The sequence below is a fragment of the Brevibacillus brevis genome, from assembly GCF_031583145.1.
Taxonomy (GTDB): Bacteria; Bacillota; Bacilli; order Brevibacillales; family Brevibacillaceae; genus Brevibacillus; species Brevibacillus brevis_E.
Window position 1 is genome coordinate 3,281,656 of the sequence record NZ_CP134050.1, and the last position, 17,129, is coordinate 3,298,784.

At 44.2% G+C, this 17,129-nt stretch carries 16 protein-coding genes, 2 tRNA genes and 2 pseudogenes; 2 read left to right on the plus strand and 18 right to left on the minus strand.

The features are described 5' to 3' along the window. Window positions 1–17: 17 nt before the first annotated feature. The 10 genes from RGB73_RS16310 to RGB73_RS16355 all read right to left on the minus strand — a co-directional run bounded on the left by RGB73_RS16310 (window position 18) and on the right by RGB73_RS16355 (window position 11,013). The gene (locus RGB73_RS16310) at window positions 18–812 is read right to left on the minus strand and encodes an aspartate/glutamate racemase family protein (RefSeq protein ID WP_310763600.1); all 795 of its coding nucleotides are present in this window, start codon (window positions 810–812) and stop codon (window positions 18–20) included. 26 nt (window positions 813–838) lie between these two features. After that, a complete protein-coding gene (locus tag RGB73_RS16315) occupies window positions 839–1,618 on the minus strand; it encodes an SDR family NAD(P)-dependent oxidoreductase (protein ID WP_310763602.1) in 780 nt (259 codons plus the stop codon). Between the two features lie 40 nt (window positions 1,619–1,658). Next, the gene (locus RGB73_RS16320) at window positions 1,659–2,252 is read right to left on the minus strand and encodes a TetR-type transcription factor C-terminal domain-containing protein (RefSeq protein ID WP_310763604.1); all 594 of its coding nucleotides are present in this window, start codon (window positions 2,250–2,252) and stop codon (window positions 1,659–1,661) included. Between the two features lie 155 nt (window positions 2,253–2,407). After that, window positions 2,408–3,538 carry a thiolase family protein gene (locus RGB73_RS16325; protein ID WP_310763606.1) on the minus strand — a complete coding sequence of 377 codons (1,131 nt, stop codon included), beginning with the start codon at window positions 3,536–3,538 and terminating at the stop codon, window positions 2,408–2,410. Window positions 3,539–3,561: 23 nt separating this feature from the next. Then, window positions 3,562–4,350: an enoyl-CoA hydratase/isomerase family protein gene (locus tag RGB73_RS16330; RefSeq protein WP_310763608.1), complete on the minus strand. Its 789-nt coding sequence runs from the start codon at window positions 4,348–4,350 to the stop codon at window positions 3,562–3,564. Beyond that, window positions 4,343–5,185 (minus strand): 3-hydroxyacyl-CoA dehydrogenase family protein, encoded by an 843-nt coding sequence (locus RGB73_RS16335; protein WP_310763610.1) that lies wholly within the window; start codon window positions 5,183–5,185, stop codon window positions 4,343–4,345. The genes RGB73_RS16330 and RGB73_RS16335 overlap by 8 nt, the downstream gene beginning before the upstream one ends. 449 nt (window positions 5,186–5,634) lie before the next feature. Continuing rightward, window positions 5,635–6,519 (minus strand): alpha/beta hydrolase, encoded by an 885-nt coding sequence (locus RGB73_RS16340; RefSeq protein WP_310774354.1) that lies wholly within the window; start codon window positions 6,517–6,519, stop codon window positions 5,635–5,637. 459 nt (window positions 6,520–6,978) lie between these two features. Next, window positions 6,979–8,334 (minus strand): MFS transporter, encoded by a 1,356-nt coding sequence (locus RGB73_RS16345; protein WP_310763612.1) that lies wholly within the window; start codon window positions 8,332–8,334, stop codon window positions 6,979–6,981. After that, window positions 8,334–9,797 (minus strand): argininosuccinate lyase, encoded by a 1,464-nt coding sequence (gene argH, locus RGB73_RS16350; RefSeq protein ID WP_310763614.1) that lies wholly within the window; start codon window positions 9,795–9,797, stop codon window positions 8,334–8,336. Before argH ends, RGB73_RS16345 begins: the two co-directional genes overlap by 1 nt. 151 nt (window positions 9,798–9,948) lie before the next feature. Then, window positions 9,949–11,013, minus strand: a complete 1,065-nt coding sequence (locus RGB73_RS16355; protein ID WP_310763616.1) for a type II asparaginase — start codon at window positions 11,011–11,013, stop codon at window positions 9,949–9,951. Between the two features lie 399 nt (window positions 11,014–11,412). On the opposite strand from RGB73_RS16355, the gene RGB73_RS16360 reads away from it, so the two are divergent. Beyond that, entirely contained in the window at window positions 11,413–12,291 is an 879-nt protein-coding gene (locus RGB73_RS16360) for a MurR/RpiR family transcriptional regulator (RefSeq protein WP_310763618.1), read from the plus strand. A 176-nt stretch (window positions 12,292–12,467) separates the two neighbouring features. Here the strand turns inward: RGB73_RS16360 and RGB73_RS30740 are convergent. Continuing rightward, a pseudogene (locus tag RGB73_RS30740) lies at window positions 12,468–12,599 on the minus strand (IS30 family transposase); the annotation flags it as partial. Next, window positions 12,584–12,874: pseudogene (locus RGB73_RS30745) on the minus strand (transposase); the annotation flags it as partial. The pseudogenes RGB73_RS30745 and RGB73_RS30740, both read right to left, overlap by 16 nt. A gap of 148 nt (window positions 12,875–13,022) precedes the next feature. Here RGB73_RS30745 and RGB73_RS16370 point away from each other — a divergent pair. Next, the gene (locus RGB73_RS16370; RefSeq protein ID WP_310763622.1) at window positions 13,023–13,337 is read left to right on the plus strand and encodes a tyrosine-type recombinase/integrase; all 315 of its coding nucleotides are present in this window, start codon (window positions 13,023–13,025) and stop codon (window positions 13,335–13,337) included. Window positions 13,338–13,455: 118 nt separating this feature from the next. Here the strand turns inward: RGB73_RS16370 and RGB73_RS16375 are convergent. From RGB73_RS16375 to RGB73_RS16400, 6 genes are all read right to left on the minus strand, one after another. After that, window positions 13,456–13,529: transfer RNA gene (locus RGB73_RS16375), tRNA-Gly, on the minus strand. A gap of 351 nt (window positions 13,530–13,880) precedes the next feature. After that, complete coding sequence (locus tag RGB73_RS16380) at window positions 13,881–14,378, minus strand: DinB family protein (RefSeq protein ID WP_310774357.1); 498 nt, start codon at window positions 14,376–14,378, stop codon at window positions 13,881–13,883. 254 nt (window positions 14,379–14,632) lie between these two features. Then, window positions 14,633–14,794 carry a macro domain-containing protein gene (locus RGB73_RS30625; RefSeq protein ID WP_396136111.1) on the minus strand — a complete coding sequence of 54 codons (162 nt, stop codon included), beginning with the start codon at window positions 14,792–14,794 and terminating at the stop codon, window positions 14,633–14,635. Between the two features lie 1,191 nt (window positions 14,795–15,985). Continuing rightward, window positions 15,986–16,067, minus strand: a tRNA-Leu gene (locus RGB73_RS16390). A 65-nt stretch (window positions 16,068–16,132) separates the two neighbouring features. After that, window positions 16,133–16,444, minus strand: coding sequence for a hypothetical protein (locus tag RGB73_RS16395; protein ID WP_310774360.1), 312 nt, complete (start codon window positions 16,442–16,444; stop codon window positions 16,133–16,135). 74 nt (window positions 16,445–16,518) lie between these two features. Next, window positions 16,519–17,085 carry a thioredoxin family protein gene (locus RGB73_RS16400; protein ID WP_310763625.1) on the minus strand — a complete coding sequence of 189 codons (567 nt, stop codon included), beginning with the start codon at window positions 17,083–17,085 and terminating at the stop codon, window positions 16,519–16,521. Window positions 17,086–17,129 lie beyond the last annotated feature (44 nt).

A 17,129-nucleotide genomic window follows, 5' to 3' on the forward strand; every position in this document is an offset into this window, starting at 1 on the left:
CATTTGTCCTGCTAAGGTTATAGATCAAAAACTTGTTTCATCCTCTCATAATCTTTAGATCTAGGCATTTGATATTTCATCGCACGGCTTACTGGTGGCAAACCCAGGCTATTTTTCAGTTTCACCCGAAACTCCGCAGCCTTAAGGCCAATCGATACAGGATCTAAGATGGGTACCTTCGTGCCCTCTACTTCTTTTAGCCCAGCCAAAGAAGCTAAAGGGCCTAGTCCAGCGCAACCGATGATGATCATATCTGCTCCATATTTGACTCCAATTTTAGCCGCCTTTTCGATTTCTGCAGCAATAACCTCTACATTATTTATTCCATTTTTCATCCATTCAATCGAAGGCAGGTCAATGGGAATGATCCTCTTCGTCCAGTCATTACACCCACATGAGTTCTTTTTCATAACATGTTCCAACTGGAGATTTATTTTGGGTTCATGTAAACCGACAATCGCACATCTCTCACCCATTTGAGCTGCCAAGCTTAATGAAAATTCATTGATCCCAACAACAGGGATGTCCACCATTTCTCTTGCTTCCTGGACCCCTGTGTCAAAAAAACAACCGACAACTACGGCATCAAAGCCTTCTTTTTCCGCCTCGATAATAGCATGAATGACTTGTACTTTATTCAATAATTCAAAGTAAGAAGTTGAAAAGTCTGTCGCGCGATTACAACCTACTTTAGGAAATCTGAAACCAATTTGCGTTCCTTCATCCTTAATCGGATCAAGAGTCTTTTCTAGTACTTTTACAAAGTCTCCCGATACAGACTCAGGGTTAACATTCATAAAACAAATTTTCATAGAAAGTTTCCCCTTTTTTTATCTTTCTAAAAATGGACCCATCCACCGTCTACAAAAATGGTTTGTCCTGTTATATGTTTAGCCCGTGAAGAAGCTAGAAAAACTACCGCCTCTGCAATATCCCTAGCTTCTCCAAACTTTCTTAATGAAATATCATGCTTCATCGTTTCTCTGACGGAAGCAGTAAAGCCTTCTTCCAACATTCTCGTCCCAATACCAGCCTCAATCATACCTGGACCTACACAATTTGCTCGTATGCCAAATTTCCCCTCCTCCCTTGATACTGCCTTCGTAAGCATTTCTACAGCAGCTTTCGGAACCGCAGAAAGTGAGTCTCTCGCTGGATATTTATGAACGGCTGCTGTAATCACACTTATATAGGTGCCAGCTCTGTTGTCTCTTAAATGCGGCAGTGTTGCATGGATAACATTAAAAAACCCATTCACATCTGTATCTATGACTCGTCTCCATTCATCATGTGTAACTTGATTAATATAACCCAATGCAATATCTGGTCCAGAAGTATATACAACTGTATGAATACTGCCGAAATTTGCTATTACGTTATTCACGAGCTCCTGTACCGAGTTGACATCCTCTATTTTCATTTGTTCAAACATGCTCTTTCGTCCCATTTCTTCTACCATGGACGAAATTTTTGCCGCTTCCTCTTTATTTTGCCGATAAGTTAACGCAACATTGGAACCGCTTTCAGCCATCAGGCAAGAGATTTCTTTACCCAAACCACCGGTCCCACCAATGATCAATGCTACACCCTCACTTGGGAACATTGAATGTCGAGTCATCCAAAAAATCACCTTCCATTCATTTATAAGAAAGCTGGGATTAATGATTTTCTATCCCATTTAAAATCATGTCCAGATATATTTTGTTAATCTCTTTTACGGATAATGGGCCATCTTTCCGATACCATTGGGTTCCCCAACCGGTTAGCCCAACGATTCCAAAAGAGATAATTTTCGGGTCTGTATTTGACTTGAATTCTCCCGCTTTTATCCCATCTTCGATTACTTGGGTGATAATATTTGCAAATTGATCCCTTTTCTCCCGAATGACTTGAAATTTATCATCGGCTGCGATGTATTTGTACTCTTGAATAAATATCGTGAAATTATCCTTATATTTGTACAAGCTGTCCCAGAGCAAAGAGACTAACTGACTCAACTTTTCCTTATTCGTTGTGTTCTTACTATTAAAAATCTCCTGGGAATCATACAGTAAATTTTCTATAAACGACTCATGAATGAGATATAATAGATCTTCTTTAGACTGAAAGAAGTAATAGAAAGAACCCTTAGTTAATTCAGCTTCATTTAAAATGTCATTTACGGAAGTGCCAGAGTAACCATTTTTTTCAAACAGGGACAACGCTGAATTTAATATTTTTGTTTTCGAATCTACCGTGTTGGAATTTCGCAAATGTAACTACCCCTTTTAGTGAATTATTTTCCAAAACTTTTGTTTTACCAACCGTTTTGTATATTCAATTAAATAAAATAATTCCAAAAGGGTCAACTATATTTCTTTCCCTTATCCCTCATCCTTTATGCGTTAGGGAATTCCAGTTGAATACCTTAATGATACTTTTTCCAAACCGTAGCCGTCGCCATCCCATGAGCAGCGCACATTGTCTGTAGTCCGTAAGCCGCATTCGAATCCTCCATGATGTTGAGCAACGTAGCTGTTATTCTCGCGCCACTTGCCCCGGTGGGATGACCCAAGGCAATGGCTCCTCCTCGTAAATTCACTCTATCCTCAGGAATTCCCAGCTCTTTCATCCAAGCCAGCACAACGGATGCAAATGCTTCATTAATTTCAAAAACATCAATCTCTTCAAGTGTTACATTTGCCCTATTGATCGCTTTTAAGGTAGCCGGGATCACACCCGTTAACATTTCTTTAGGATTTACACCGACAGTGACTTGGCTCACGACCTCTCCTTTCGGTTTAAAGCCAAGTCTGATAGCGGTCTCTTTTTCCATTAAAACCAGGCCGGAAGCACCGTCAGATATTTGGCTTGAATTTGCGGCAGTGACCTTACCGTTTTCCATGAAGGCAGGTTTCAATTGAGCCATTTTTTCGAGCGATACGTTCGCTCGAACCCCTTCATCCCGATTAAAAACCGCACCCCCAATCTCAATATCTACGATTTCTCTGGAAAACTCCCCTGCTTCTGTCGCTTTAGCTGCCTTTACATGACTCATATACGAAAATCGGTCAAGTTCCTCACGGGAAATGTTCCACATTTCCGCTATGAGTTCGGCGGAATTTCCTTGATGAACCATTTCATACTGCTCAAGCAGCTTTGGACTATATTCTATGCGGTCAATGGCCGAGGGTACTAGAGACATATTTTCAACACCACCAACGACGATAATATCCGCATATCCAGTCATGATCTTTTGGGTTGCAATGTGAAGAGCCTGTTCACTAGAGGAGCATTTTTGGTTCAGCACAAACGCAGGAACACTGTCTGGAATCCCTGCCATCAACGAAGCTAACCGACCGATACAATTTCCTTGGGAGTTCACTTGTGTCGTACAGCCAACAATAACCTCATCAATTAGGCTTTTATCAAAATTCGTACGATTCAATAATGCCTCTAACACAAGGGCTAACAACTCATCGGAGCGATAGCTGCAAAGCGAGCCATTACGTTTCCCAATGGCAGTCCTGACGCCCTCTACCAATACGACTTTTCGCATGGTTTCTTCTTCTCTCCTCTCCGTTATTCGCCTTTAAAATTCGGCTTTCTTTTTTCCAGAAAAGCAGAGATTCCCTCTTTTGTATCCTCACTGTTCATCAAATGTCCCTGATACAATTTCTCAAGCAAGTATCCTCTGTTGTCATATGTAATGGTAGAATTCATGATCGTTTTCGCATATTCGACCGCAAGCGGGCCATTTTTCAAGATACTTGCCGCTTTCTTTTCTGTTTCCTGCTCAAGCTCTTCAAATTCACAGAGTTGGGAAATCAATCCGATTCGCAGTGCTTCCTCCCCGTCAATCACTCTTCCGGTAAAAATTAAATCTTTCGCCATACTTTCACCGATGATTCGTGGCAAGCGCTGCGTCCCGCCACCGGCCGGAATTAAAGATAACAACACTTCCGGCTGACCAAATTTAGCGTTTTTACTGGCGATGCGTATATCGCACGCCAGGGCCACTTCACATCCTCCACCGAGTGCAACCCCGTTTATAGAAGCAATGTATACGATTCGGGATTGCTCCATTTTCATTAATACCCTTGGGGCGTTGGAAGATAAAATATCTTTCGCTGTCCTTTTTTGCATCGCTTTCAGGTCGGCTCCAGCCGCAAATGATTTATTCCCCGCTCCGGTAACAATGGCAACCTTTATATTAGGATCATCCTCAAAATCGTCTATCGCCCACTCCAGCTCTTTCCAGGTATTTGGACTGATCGCATTTCTTTGCGCTTCACGATTAATAATAATTTTCCCAATACCGGATTCCTTTTTTACGATCAAGTCTGTGTATGCCAGATTTTTGCTACTCATAGTCATACCAGCCTTTGCCGGTTTTTCTTCCTAAACGATTGGCATTCACCATGTTTTCCAAGAGTTGAGGCACTTTGAATCTTTCTCCGTATACCTCTTCCATCGATTTAAATGCTTTATACCCCAGATCTAACCCATTAAAGTCATTTAATTCAAAAGGACCCATTGGATGATTAAAACCCAACCGACAGGCTTTATCGATGTCTTCAACCGTACCTACGCCTTCCTCAAGCATTCGAATGGCTTCTGCTCGGAATGCCAGAATCAATCGGGAAGTTAAGAAACCGTTTCGATCCTTTTTGCAAACAACTGTTTCCTTATTCACCATTTTGCTGAACTCCTGTACTTTTTGCAGTGTTTCGTCGGTTGTTTCCAATCCTCTTATAATTTCAATTAAATTCATCATCGGCGCAGGATTAAAGAAGTGAATGCCAATTACGCGACCCGGATTTTTTACGACGGAAGCGATAGAAGTGATACTGACTTGTGAAGTGTTGGTGCCTAAAACGACATCATCGCTTGTAAGCCCATCTAGTTCGCGAAATATATTCTGTTTCACCTTCAAATCCTCCACAGCTGCTTCAATCACCAGGCTGCTGCCTTGTACAGCTTCTTTTAGAGAAACCGAAATGTTGATCCGATCCATTATCGTTTCAATACTTTCAGAAAGCCTTCCCTTTTTCTCAAACCTACCCAGACTTGTTTTCATAGTTACCAGTGCTTTTTCGATTTGTTCTTCATTAATATCAAAGATGGAAACAGATAACTTCTCCATGGCACAAACTTGAGCAATGCCACTCCCCATGATTCCTGAACCTATTACAGTAACCTTCATCTTCGAAACCCTCCCATCAAACAAAATGATTCAATGGCTTTATCGACAACTTCTTTTACACTTTTAGTCAAAGTTGGTGAACAAGTTCAATGCTGGCATTACAGGTGCAAATTCCCAATAACCGACAATATACCAACCGGTTTGTATATAAGCATTATACAAAGGCGTTGTCTCCCCTGTCAATTAGATATCAGAATATTTATTACTGTTTGAATATATCGTCAACACGCAACTTGTCAGCGAAAATGCCACTACGGTACAGGAGAAACTAACATTTCCCGAAAGGATACCACACTCTGGACCGAAGAATTCCTCGGCTGAAAGAAATATACCGGCAGAGGTAAGAACGAACACTCGTCACGTGAGACAGTAGATAAAAAAGGATGACAACAATTGCTGCCACCCTTTTTGTTTCTCATTCATGTTTTGTTTTGTACTAAACAGTGTCTTTATAGGTTTCCATTATAGAAAGCTTCCAGTTTTTCAACTGCCTGACTTACATACTCTGGTTTGTCGTACAAATCATAGTGACTTGCACCTTCAATAACTAAAATATCCTTTTTATCGGAAGCTGCTCTCTTATAGAGTTCATGCCCATCTTTATAGGAACCGAATCCACCTTGGACACTTCCGACAATGATCTGTAAAGGCTGCGTTAGCAGCTTCTCTACCAAGTGGAAAGCATCAAAACCGACAACAGATCCTACGCTCGTAAATTTCAGCTTATTAGGTGAATTAGAGCACTGTCCTCTAGGTGTTGTGTAATATTCAACAGCTTCTACTATATCGATATCCGTAATACCGGCCTTTTCCCTTTCTTCACAACTATTAGGTATCCAGTTCGTAATCAGTGGTTCCGCTCCACGGGCTTCCGCAGTACGTTGTTTCGCAACCGCCTCCAGTGTTTGAATCGCTGCATCAGGAGAACCATCACCTTCCCGATATAGCCTGCCGATATTGGCTCCAACGACTGTACCAACTGCTTTGATTCTGCGTTCTGTCATTGCAGCATTTACCGCATACCCCCCTCCTGCACAAACGCCTAATACACCGATACGATTTTCATCTACAAAATCGAGTGTAGTCAGGTAATCCACCGCACAACGCACATCCTCAACGCGTGCAGCTGGCTCCTCAATATATCGAGGTTCACCTTCACTTTCGCCTTGATAGGACGCATCATAGGCAAGGGTTACATATCCTCTTTCAGCAAGGTTTTCAGCATAGATGCCCGCGGTTTGATCTTTACAACTACTCCCCGGATGAACGCTGACAATGGCAGGGTATTTTTTATTCTCATCAAATCCCTCTGGCAAATAAAGATGACCAGCCATTTTTAAAGTACCATTTTTAAATGCGACAGATTTTTTCACGTTATTTTCTCCTTATTTTTTTATTGTCTGTTACAATTTGACTATTTATTTCGTATCCGACCCATCTATACAGTATCTCCTTTAAGCAAGTATTATCCTCCTTCCATCATTACTGGCGAAGTAGAGTGGAGCGAAATAATAGACATGATTTGATTAATGTCCTTTCGTTCATTATTATAAATGAATATATAAAAATCACCATGATCAGATTTGCACTAAAAGTATAGTAATAAACAGTACTATGCCATTTGTTTATTATAAAACGTGAGTGAAATGAAGAAGCATCTACTTCCGTCTCTTATCAGATGGAAATAGATGCGTCCCTTTAAGTTATATGGTATAACTTAAAATTTTCGTTAACTTGTGTACCCGTAAGCTACTCCCATTCTTATCCACCAATGCGCGGCAAGATATTGTTACTTATTCACTGGCCGTTTCTAGCGCACTTAAGTCCTTCCCTCGCGTTTCTGGTGCCCATGCTATCGTTACGATTGCACCAAGAACACACGCGAATGAAATCATGAGAATAACAGCACTTACCCCGTACCCAGATTGTACGATTGGGACCAAAAACGAACCGATAACCGAACCAACTCTACTTAGTGCAGTAGAAAGACCCTTTCCCGCCCCCCGCAGATTCGTTGGATACATTTCAACTGGATAAATATTGGTAAGTGCTCCTCCTGCATAGGAAGAAAATTGAGCGGCTATATAAAGGATGATAATGAGAATAGGTGGCAGCATATCTGTCCATATACCTATAATGATAAGAGGAATTGCCATAAACGTCAGAGAGAAAATAGCAAGGGTCCTACGCTTAAACTTGTCTGTAATCGCGGCTGCAACGGTGCTAAAAATGATGTTGCAGAAATAGGTAAGAACGGTTGCTCCAAATGCAGCAGTACCGGAAAAACCCATGCTCATAAAGATAATCGGCAGAAACGGACCAAGCGCGAAGCTCGGCAGTACACTAATCATGTAATAGATGCCGATGAAGAGTGTTGACTTCCAGTATTTTTGACTGAATAGCTGGCGGATTCCCGAAAGTTCTTGACCAGGAGCTTGCGTGGCCAACTTTTGGTCCTCAATGAGATTATCGATGCTCACCTCAGGTCCAATGTACTTCCTTACCACCTCTCGCGCTTCATCTATTCGCCCTTGGCTAATGAGCCATCTTGGGGATTCGGGAGCACCTGCTCGAAAAAACATCGTAATGATCCCTAGCACTCCGCTGCTAGCTAAAATCCATCTCCAGGCATCGGGACTCATGTCGATCGTAAAATAACTGACGAGTCCACCTATCGTAGACCCTATGGCAAAAGTAGAGAGATTCAGTCCTAGAAAAAGCGAGCGTGCTTTCGTTGGTGTGAATTCGGCAAGAAGAGTCACCCCGACCGCATATTCGGCCCCAATGGATATTCCCAGGATCAGTCTCAGAACAAACAACAGAGCTGCGTCGTTTACGAAAAACTGCAGAAATGAGGCAACAATCAATACAACAAAATGCCACGTATATATTTTCTGCCTGCCGATTGTATCGCATAATTTTCCGAAGATCAGACTCCCTAGGAAAATACCAATCAAAGGCGAGCTACCAATTAATCCTTGCCAAAGCGGGCTCATATTCAATGCGGGAATAATTTTTACCATAATAAACGACATCATAGCAATGATATAACCGTCAATCGAATGGCCAATCAATGTATACGCTGCCATTTTATAATGAAATTTATTAAGTGGCGCGTTGTCCATTGTTACTGCTTGTGCATTTCTCATTAAGTATGGCTCCCTTCACTCTTGTTGATTCTTTCATACGCGCTGTTAACTTGCTGTTTTGCAGCGGCTAACCATTTTGTCTCCTCCTCTAAAACAGAACGATTTTTCGTAAGCATTTTTTGTGAATCCGCTGGTTTTGGTGTGCCTCCAGTTACTTTTCCTTGTAAACAGTAGAGGGGATCCATCATACTTGCAACTTCTTCGTCTGTCATCATAATTTCAATCCCCATTGTTTCCTTGGCGACTTCAGACAGTAGGGCTCCGGTCATATTCTTCACATCAAGGGATCCTTGATTCATTAACCTTCTGATCATTCCGCCAATGACATGGTGGCTATCTTCAAAAGGAATGTCATACTTTTGGGAAAGAATTTCTGCCATGGTGGCCGCACTTGTAAAGTTGTTTTTCGTTCTTTCATAGGATTGCTCTTTTCGTACTTCAGAGTAGTTCAAAACATCTTCAAAAATAGCCAACACCCGAGTTGCTTCGCTGATCCCATTCCAGAACGTCGACCTGGCTTCCAATGAATCATAATTCGGGAACATGCTGGTATTGCGATTTGCCATCAAACCATCCATCAGGACCCCCGCGCAATGCGCAGATTTGGAGCGAATAAGCTCGAGCGCGACTGGATTTTTTTTCTGCGGCATGATACTGCTTCCATCGGAAACTTCAAATCCGCATTCTAATGTACGGCATTCGTCCGTAGCCCAAAAAAAATGATCCGATGCGGCCTTGCTGATGTTGCTCATCAGTAAGGAAAGCGCCATTTCTATTTCTAGTAAATAGTCTGTGCTTCCGATCGAATCCATACTGTTTTCGATAACGCTGTCAAAACCCAGCAGGTCACAAACAAATTGCCTGTCAAGGGGGTAGCTTGTCCCTATCCCCGCGGCAGCTCCCATGGGAGAACGGTTCGTGTTTAAATAGGCGGCTTTCAGTCGTGTAAAGTCCCGTGACAGCGCATCAAAGAGCATCAGATAATAGTGAGCGATAGTACCTGGCTGTGCAGGCTGACCAAACGTATAAAAGGTAATAACCGTATCAAGATTTTCCTCCGCTTTTTTAAGGAGAGTACGTTTGAGTGACAATAAATGCTCCATTACCTGCCAAAGAGCTCTTCTCGTCTCCATTCGATAAACAGCGCCCAACATATCATTGCGGCTTCTGCCTAAATGGATTTGACAGCCGACCTTCTCCCCGACGAATTGGTACATCGCCAATTGAAGGTTAAAATAAAGGTCTCCTTTCTGTCCATCCAGATCTTCTGCCCGAAAAGAATTCAACACTTTATCCAGTCCATCGGCAATCTTTCGATACGATTGTTTATCCAGAAGGCCCTGCTTGACCAGCATGAGCCCATGAGCCTTATTCATCATCGTCATTTCATAGCGATGAGAATGAAAATCCATCATCAATGTAGGGACTACCCCTTCGTTTACAAACACTTCTGATAGTCTCATCCGTGAACCCTCTTCCCTAATAATAGAACGATAGCTTGACATGTTTCTCTTCTATACAATTATCAAGCCGCTTGTCCTTGTTCGCATGGTATTCCATATCGATTTTGTTTATTCTGTTGCAGCCTCTGCATGTCTTACCCCTGACAGAGCTTTAGTATTCATTAAAATATTGCTGGATCTTTTTCGGATCTGTTGTTTTGGTAAGCGCCAGTTGAAGAAGAATTCTTGCTTTTTGGGGATTGAGTGAGTTACTCTCTACGAAAGAATCTTGCTCATAAAGTGTTTGCCCAGTTGCTTGGTAAAAGGATTTGACTAATACCACGCCCCGCAAGTTCCCCATTTTTTCATCTGCCGACGATGCTGCCCACCCGCCAAGAACCACTCCTTTTGCCCCGCTTTGAATGGCTGCATTCAACAACGCGAGATCGTTGCTTCCATAAGATTCGGCAAGGATATCGACTTTTGGCAGCATAGCAAGGTTTGCGATATCAAACTCCGTCTGGTACGTATGCTTGGTCAACGGTTGTTGATAGAACCTAACTTTCCCGCCAACAATATCCCCCAAAAACCCCTGCTCTAACGATTTAAAGGAATCTGTCGTCCAATTGCTTGTTTTGCTTATAAATCGAGCGGAACCAATCCGATCATTGAGAACAATGAGGACTCCTTTTCCCTGCGATTGTCGGTCACCCGCTACTTTGACTGCGTTGTAAAAATTTATCGGTCCATCAGTGCTAATTGCCGAAGCCGGTCTCATGGAACCAACCAGAACTACCGGTTTGTCGCTTTTCACGACCAGATTTAGGAAATAGGCTGTTTGTTCCAGAGTTTCCGTTCCGTGAGTGACGACAACGCCATTCACATCATCTTTTGCTAGAAGCTCGTTCACGCGTTTACCTAATGCAAGTCTGTCATCATCGCTTATATCTTGGCTGCTTACATTGATTACCTGCTCTCCGGTGACAGTAGCTATGTTTTTTACTTCTGGAACAGCGTTTATAAGCTCGTTCACTCCATTGGTAACTTGGTAGTTTGAAGAGTCAGTATTTGATTCTGCTGTGGAAGCGATCGTCCCTCCCGTTGCCAGAACCATTACATGAGGCAGATTCTTCTTCACCGCTGTCTCTTCCGCATGTACCCTTACCAAAGACCCGTTTGTGGAATAACAGAACGCCATACCAGTGGCAATAAGAAGGAAAAGCCATTTTTGTTTCATTCTCATGTATACCCCTCTCTGATTTAGGCTTTGATCCGATAATCATCGCGATGCAAAATCGCGTGCCACCCTTATGTCCGTCAAACGGAACGGTCATTCGTCTGCAACACGCTCCGAATCATTCGTTTTTTGCGTCCCTCCTTCTCCTTATAAAGGCTGTGCCATGTCATTCCAGCAAGCTGATCAACTGATTATGCCAAAATCTTCAGATGTCTCTCAGCTATTAAGCACATAATAAGGAATAAAATATACCGTGTCAATCGATTTATCTATTATACGGTATATTTTATTCCTTATTTTGAAATAAAAAAAACCGTTTTTCCTCATAAATTGAAAAAAGAAATAAAGCGGTTTATAATATTCCGTAACACTACCTAGTTGTACGATGGAGGGCTTCAAATGGGAGACAATTTAATCGACCGCATCCGCTCCGCGAGTACGATGCTTCCCAAAAAACAAAGGCAAATTTGTCAATACATCAATGCCAATCTATTTGAAGCCAGCTCTCTTACCGTTGCGGAGCTGGCTCAAAAAGTCGGGACTGGAACCACAACAGTGATGAGACTGGTTGAGTCGTTGGGTTACACCAGCTACAGCAACTTTAAACGAGACCTGCGTCATGCTGTTGTCTCCAGTGCAGGAGAGTCCTACTCCACATTTTGGGAACTGCAGCAAAAAAGACTTAGTGTCAACTTGGAGAGTGGTAGCTCCCGCTTTGCTGGCGTGCTGTTTGAGGGTGAAGCACTATTTCGAAATCTCAACAATCCACATTTTTTTGCTCAGCTCGAGGCAGGGATTGAAGCTATCCTTTCGGCAAAAAGGGTCTATGTTCTTGGTTTGCGCACCTCGAAGCCATTTGCGCTCAATCTTGAGTATCTACTCAAGCACCATATGGACAATGTCTATCAACTGAGTGACGAATCGGAGTTTATGATTGAAACGATCGCAAGGATGAAGCAACAAGATCTTGTCATTGTCTTTGCCGTTCGTCCTATAATTAAAAAAACAGGGGAAATGGTAAGACTTTGCCACAAACTAGGGATTCCAGTGATGCTTATCACTACTGGCAACCAAGATCAGCACCCTTTGACCAGTCTATCTCGCGTGGTGATCACTGCCGGTGAAATCGACAGTTTGCTCTCATGCGTGCCGCTCATTTTGATTAATGAATTGTTGGCACACGAAAGCGGCCGCAGGTTGGAAGGACAGGCCAAACAAGACTTCCAGCGGCTTGAACGGATCCTAGAAGAAAACAATCTCACCATATGGGAACAATAGCATGTGTAACACCGAAGCGGGATTATCATCACAAGAGCTGGGGGTAGAACAGCTAAACCCACAGGATGTCTCAAACCTCGGATCTCTACTATTGGAAACTATGTTTATGGTCGTTGCTGCCACTCATATCGCCATGTATGATTTACCAGCCTTGTTTTCTTTAACAAGACGGATGGTCAAGCTAAGTGCGACAGTTCATCCATGAAGGCTTCGTAAGCTGATTTCCAGCCAAGGCATTTTCGAGGTCTGTGGTTGATGAGGCGAACAGCCTCTGCCAGTTCCTCATCTGACACCGTGGCGAAATCTGCTCGAGTGACCAGGTCAGCTCTAGCTTCTCCTGCAATTCCTTGGCTGCTCAGGTGTGAACTTACCTGTCGGCACGCAGGAGGCTCTCCGCTGCTGATACGCTTCCTGTGCGGGCGCAGCTTCATAACACGAATCTATTCGCCCTCTATTAAGTTCTCGGGCGATGGAGGAGTGATGGGCGACCGAGATGCTGGCCAATGGCTCTCGTGGACCAGCCAAGCCGGTGCAACGTCTCTAGTTGTCCACGTTCCATTATGCTAAGATGGGAGTAGCTCATGATGGGTCCTCCTGTAGAAAATGGTTGTGTGGTAACTTCCATTTTACACGAATCCATTCATGGGCTTCCTTTTTTCTAGCTGTCGCACTTCATATTACAATCCGTCAATACAAAATCAACGAACACCGGCGACCGTAGCATCCCGCTCTTGGTCCAGTTCCGAAACTTCACCGTCTCCTTCTACAATGAATCAGGTGGCCCCTATTATTACACTACTCCTACGTCGACATGGAGAAAATTTCTAAAACGAAACGGCTTTGAACATATCCGGCATCACGATCTACGGCATACTGCGGCTACCCTACTGATCGAAGCTGGCGCTGATCTGAAAGCCGTACAAGAACGGCTGGGGCACTCAAAGTATCAAACCACTGCAGACCTGCATGCGCACGTTACGAAAAAGATGAGCCAAGAGACAGCTAAGAAGCTAGAAAAATTTGATCCTCGAAAAAGCACCCTGTGAATTTCGTCCCCAATCCGTCCCCACTAGATGATTGCCCCTCGCTTTATCCCCCACCTTACACGAAGCCATAAATACAAAAAAACCTTGATTTCTCAAGGTTTCTACGTACTAAAAACGATGGAGCGGGTGATGGGAATCGAACCCACGCTACTAGCTTGGGAAGCTAGAGTTCTACCATTGAACTACACCCGCATGAATGTATAGTGTTTGAAAAGTATTTTCACTTCGTAATGGTCCTGTTTCACCGCGAAGCAATTGTTCCATCTGCTTACAATTATATAACGTTCGATTAAACTTGTCTAGTGGCTCAGGAATTTTATGTCTTTTTGTATTTCCTTGATTTCATCTTAATGACGATGTCACATGAATCTGTTCCTTTATTATGTAAATAAGTGCGATGTCCATAAATATCATCAATCCGGCAAGAAGTGTACAGCTCATCTCCCCCATCGCCTGTACCTCCAGTCATATCTATGCGGTTGAGCGACGAATGAGATCAGGAAGCCCGCCGGACGAGTCCGACGGGCCATCACCTGCAGATCGCTACTTGCCTAGTTCGTCGGCGGTCGGGCCGTAAACGCCAGGGACCGGCTGGTCGAGCAGACGCAAGTATACGCCGAGCTGCGCGCGGTGGTGAATCATGTGGCTCATGCCGATCGTACGGAACGCCATCGCCTTCGGCTGAACGGCCATGATCGTATCGCCGCGACGGAGCGTCCAGTCCGAAGCCAGCGCCGCTTCGTCGATGGCGTCCAGCGTCCGCTCGAGCTCCACAATGTTCGCGTCGAATTCATCCAGCAACGCCTGGCGACTCGTTAACGCTTCCCTTCGAGTAGCCGCGATCGCCAGGTCAATCCCCGTATCACGAAGAATGCCCAGTTGCCAATTTACTAGGTTGACGACATGCGTCGCCAATTCCCCGAGCGTGAAAGACTTCTCGTGCGGCTTCCAACCGAGATGCTCGTCCGGCAAACTTGCCAACAGTCGGCGTGTCCCCGCCCACTCGTGCATGACATCCCCGATCAGCAATGCTTTGTTCAACACCGGCTTGTCCCTCCTCGCGCGAGCAAGACATCTCGCCCTGCGCCTCTGGTATAATTTCCCGATACAAGCTTAATCGGAGCTACTATTTTTGTAAAGCATCGTGTAACAGTTGAACAAGACCCGCTTCTGCAAGTAAACGAGCGCCCACAAAACGTTTGACATTCCCCGTCAAAATGAAGATTCCGCTTGCATTCATTAACCTCTTGTCGTACATTTATTCCATTTTCATCTCGAATCAATCGCTGCGCTAACTATTCTTGATCATCATGGAAAACCTCTTCTATCATTTTACGTACAATCTCTCTTTCAAATTTCGCTACTCCACTTCCCATTACACACTGACAATTCACCTGGTGTCCAATGATATCTTCTGTCGCTTGAAGCAAGTCACCATTTACGATTTTTACAGCCATCTTCCGCCCTCCGATCAACTATGCCGTTTTAATTTTTAAATCTCGATGGATTTTCAACATAACTCTCGATCACATACCCGCAATTTGTACAGATTCTATGAAAGATAGCCGAACCAAGAGCAAACACTTTATGTAAGGGGTGCACGGCCGCATACCCAGATTGTCTCCCTTTTCCGATCTCTTGGCTTCCACATTTCGGACACTGCTCTTTTTGATTTTCCATTTGCCCTCGCCTCTCTCCATTCCTATTTCCATTCTGTGGATCCATATGGTTATAGATCGATTGCCTTACCAATTATGCAGTATGGTTCATGTTCATAACGGAAAGAAGACACAGAATCCACTGGCGGCGCAACTCTGCAAATTCCTATTCGAAGTAGATTGTCGACTGCTCCTATGATTTTTCAGATATGAGGCTTTCTTTACTGTGAGGGAGCCTTTCCGTCAATCATTCGTACTTTACATCCGATAAAAGATAGATAAAAAATATGAATGTTAGGATTACTCATCGTTATCTAGCAGATTAATACTACCATAATTTTCATCTTTTATCGATAATGCCTAGACTGTTTGTACGCTAAAGGACCATATGGAAAAGTACACCGTCCATGTATTTGTTAAGCACAATGGTTAGCGTGCCGGTTATTCAACATACGATTTTCAATGTACACATAATGTTTTTAATCATCACCATAATTTTCAAGTCAAGGTGGGGTTTTACTTTGGGGTGTCGCCCGCAGGAAGCCAATTATCTAAAGGGTGTTTCCCTTGATCTCGGTTTGAGCCGGTTGAGCTTGCCGTCCATGACGAAACGACACCCAATCGATCAACCGTTTGCGATCGCAAGCGCAGACGGAAGACGACAAATCGTATTCCATTCGGAATCGATTCGGGCTCCTGATACCCCCCAATACTCTGCTTCACCAAGGCAAGTTGAGAAGGGGAAGTGTTATTCCGGGTCCGAAAAGTCTCTCTCAGTTGCTGCTTCCACCTGCTTGATACGAAAAGAAATCGCAAGACTCACGAAGACGAAAAGCATTTGAAGAGCCAAAGCCGACAGAATCCCACCTTCAGGAAGGGCGACTATCAGCATGACCGCTGCCACTCCGAAAAGGATCCGGATGAACCCTGCGGTTTTCAACAAAAAAAGCTCTTCAGGACGATTCGCCCAAAGAGCTTCGTTGACATATATGGTGCCGGTGAAGGGACTTGAACCCCCACGGTTTCCCTCACGATTTTGAGTCGCGCGCGTCTGCCATTCCGCCACACCGGCGAGTGAAAACTGTATGGCTATGATAGCACGACCATTCCGTAAATGCAATGGCATGTGGAAGAGCTCTACGACTTTTCAATCTGTTGCAAAATCTCCTCCGCCCACTGATGAAAGACAGACAGTCCTTCTTCCACATTCGGAAAAAGCCGCTCAGCCTCGCAAACAAAATCCGGAAATTCCGTGATTCGATTCTTCCGGATACGTACCCCCTCCGCCTCGCAGCGAATATCCAGGAAATAGGGAACAGACTCGTCTACCCCGTAGCTGTTTTCCAAAAACTCGTAGGTCCTGACCCATTCCAGAATACGCACCTCAGATGGTTTCAGTCTCAATACTTGCTCCAAAGACATGATTGTCTCATTTCCGTAGTAATGCACTTCCATTCAACCTTTCCCTGGTTTGTTCAGGTCCACAGGCGGAGATACCCCCGCCTGCTTCCATCAAAAAACCGTTATATCGACGACAGCAGCTCTCGCAGTTCCTTTACGATAACCGTCTGGTAGCCAGTCCCCTCACCGTATTGCTCCAGCATTTGCGCCCGAGCGATTTTGATGTTGTCGTCGTAGTCGGGAGCATTGCGATCCGGGTTTTGCTGTTTGAAAGCGACCATCACATCCTGAACATGCTTCGGACGTGGCCCCCATTTGGCCAGCACGTGCCCGCCGGTATCAGCGAAGAGAACCACAGGAATGGAGCGCCCGCCCATGGTAAGAAACTCGTCCATCAAATCGAGGTGCTCTTCCATGATCATGATCTCCGTGGGAATCTCGGTGTCCTTCAGTGCTTCGAGAACCACTGGCACGTTGCGGACCACATCGCCGCACCAATCGGCCGCGATAATCAGGCAGCGCAAATCGTCCCGATGTGCCAGCGAAGCGAAAAACTCGCGGTCTTCCTCGCTCGGCCACACAAAGGCGGCTTTCCATTCCTGGAATTTCTCCTGGTTTTTGGTCATCCCGTCGATAAACGCCTGTGGTTTGATCCCCGTCCGAAACTTATGAGCAATATTTGTTGCCATATCCCGCATCCCCCTTTTATGTATGTGGGGAAGAGACACATCCT

Excerpts from the sequence above, each read along its gene's own strand:
- RGB73_RS16400 (WP_310763625.1), bottom strand. The coding sequence starts at position 17,085 with ATGGCAACAAATATTGCTCATAAGTTTCGGACGGGGATCAAACCACAG.
- RGB73_RS16315 (WP_310763602.1), bottom strand. The coding sequence starts at position 1,618 with ATGACTCGACATTCAATGTTCCCAAGTGAGGGTGTAGCATTGATCATT.
- RGB73_RS16335 (WP_310763610.1), bottom strand. The coding sequence starts at position 5,185 with ATGAAGGTTACTGTAATAGGTTCAGGAATCATGGGGAGTGGCATTGCT.
- RGB73_RS16310 (WP_310763600.1), bottom strand. The coding sequence starts at position 812 with ATGAAAATTTGTTTTATGAATGTTAACCCTGAGTCTGTATCGGGAGAC.
- RGB73_RS16355 (WP_310763616.1), bottom strand. The coding sequence starts at position 11,013 with ATGAAACAAAAATGGCTTTTCCTTCTTATTGCCACTGGTATGGCGTTC.
- RGB73_RS16360 (WP_310763618.1), top strand. The coding sequence starts at position 11,413 with ATGGGAGACAATTTAATCGACCGCATCCGCTCCGCGAGTACGATGCTT.
- RGB73_RS16330 (WP_310763608.1), bottom strand. The coding sequence starts at position 4,350 with ATGAGTAGCAAAAATCTGGCATACACAGACTTGATCGTAAAAAAGGAA.
- RGB73_RS16340 (WP_310774354.1), bottom strand. The coding sequence starts at position 6,519 with ATGGCTGGTCATCTTTATTTGCCAGAGGGATTTGATGAGAATAAAAAA.
- argH (WP_310763614.1), bottom strand. The coding sequence starts at position 9,797 with ATGAGACTATCAGAAGTGTTTGTAAACGAAGGGGTAGTCCCTACATTG.
- RGB73_RS16325 (WP_310763606.1), bottom strand. The coding sequence starts at position 3,538 with ATGCGAAAAGTCGTATTGGTAGAGGGCGTCAGGACTGCCATTGGGAAA.
- RGB73_RS30625 (WP_396136111.1), bottom strand. The coding sequence starts at position 14,794 with ATGGCTGTAAAAATCGTAAATGGTGACTTGCTTCAAGCGACAGAAGAT.
- RGB73_RS16345 (WP_310763612.1), bottom strand. The coding sequence starts at position 8,334 with ATGAGAAATGCACAAGCAGTAACAATGGACAACGCGCCACTTAATAAA.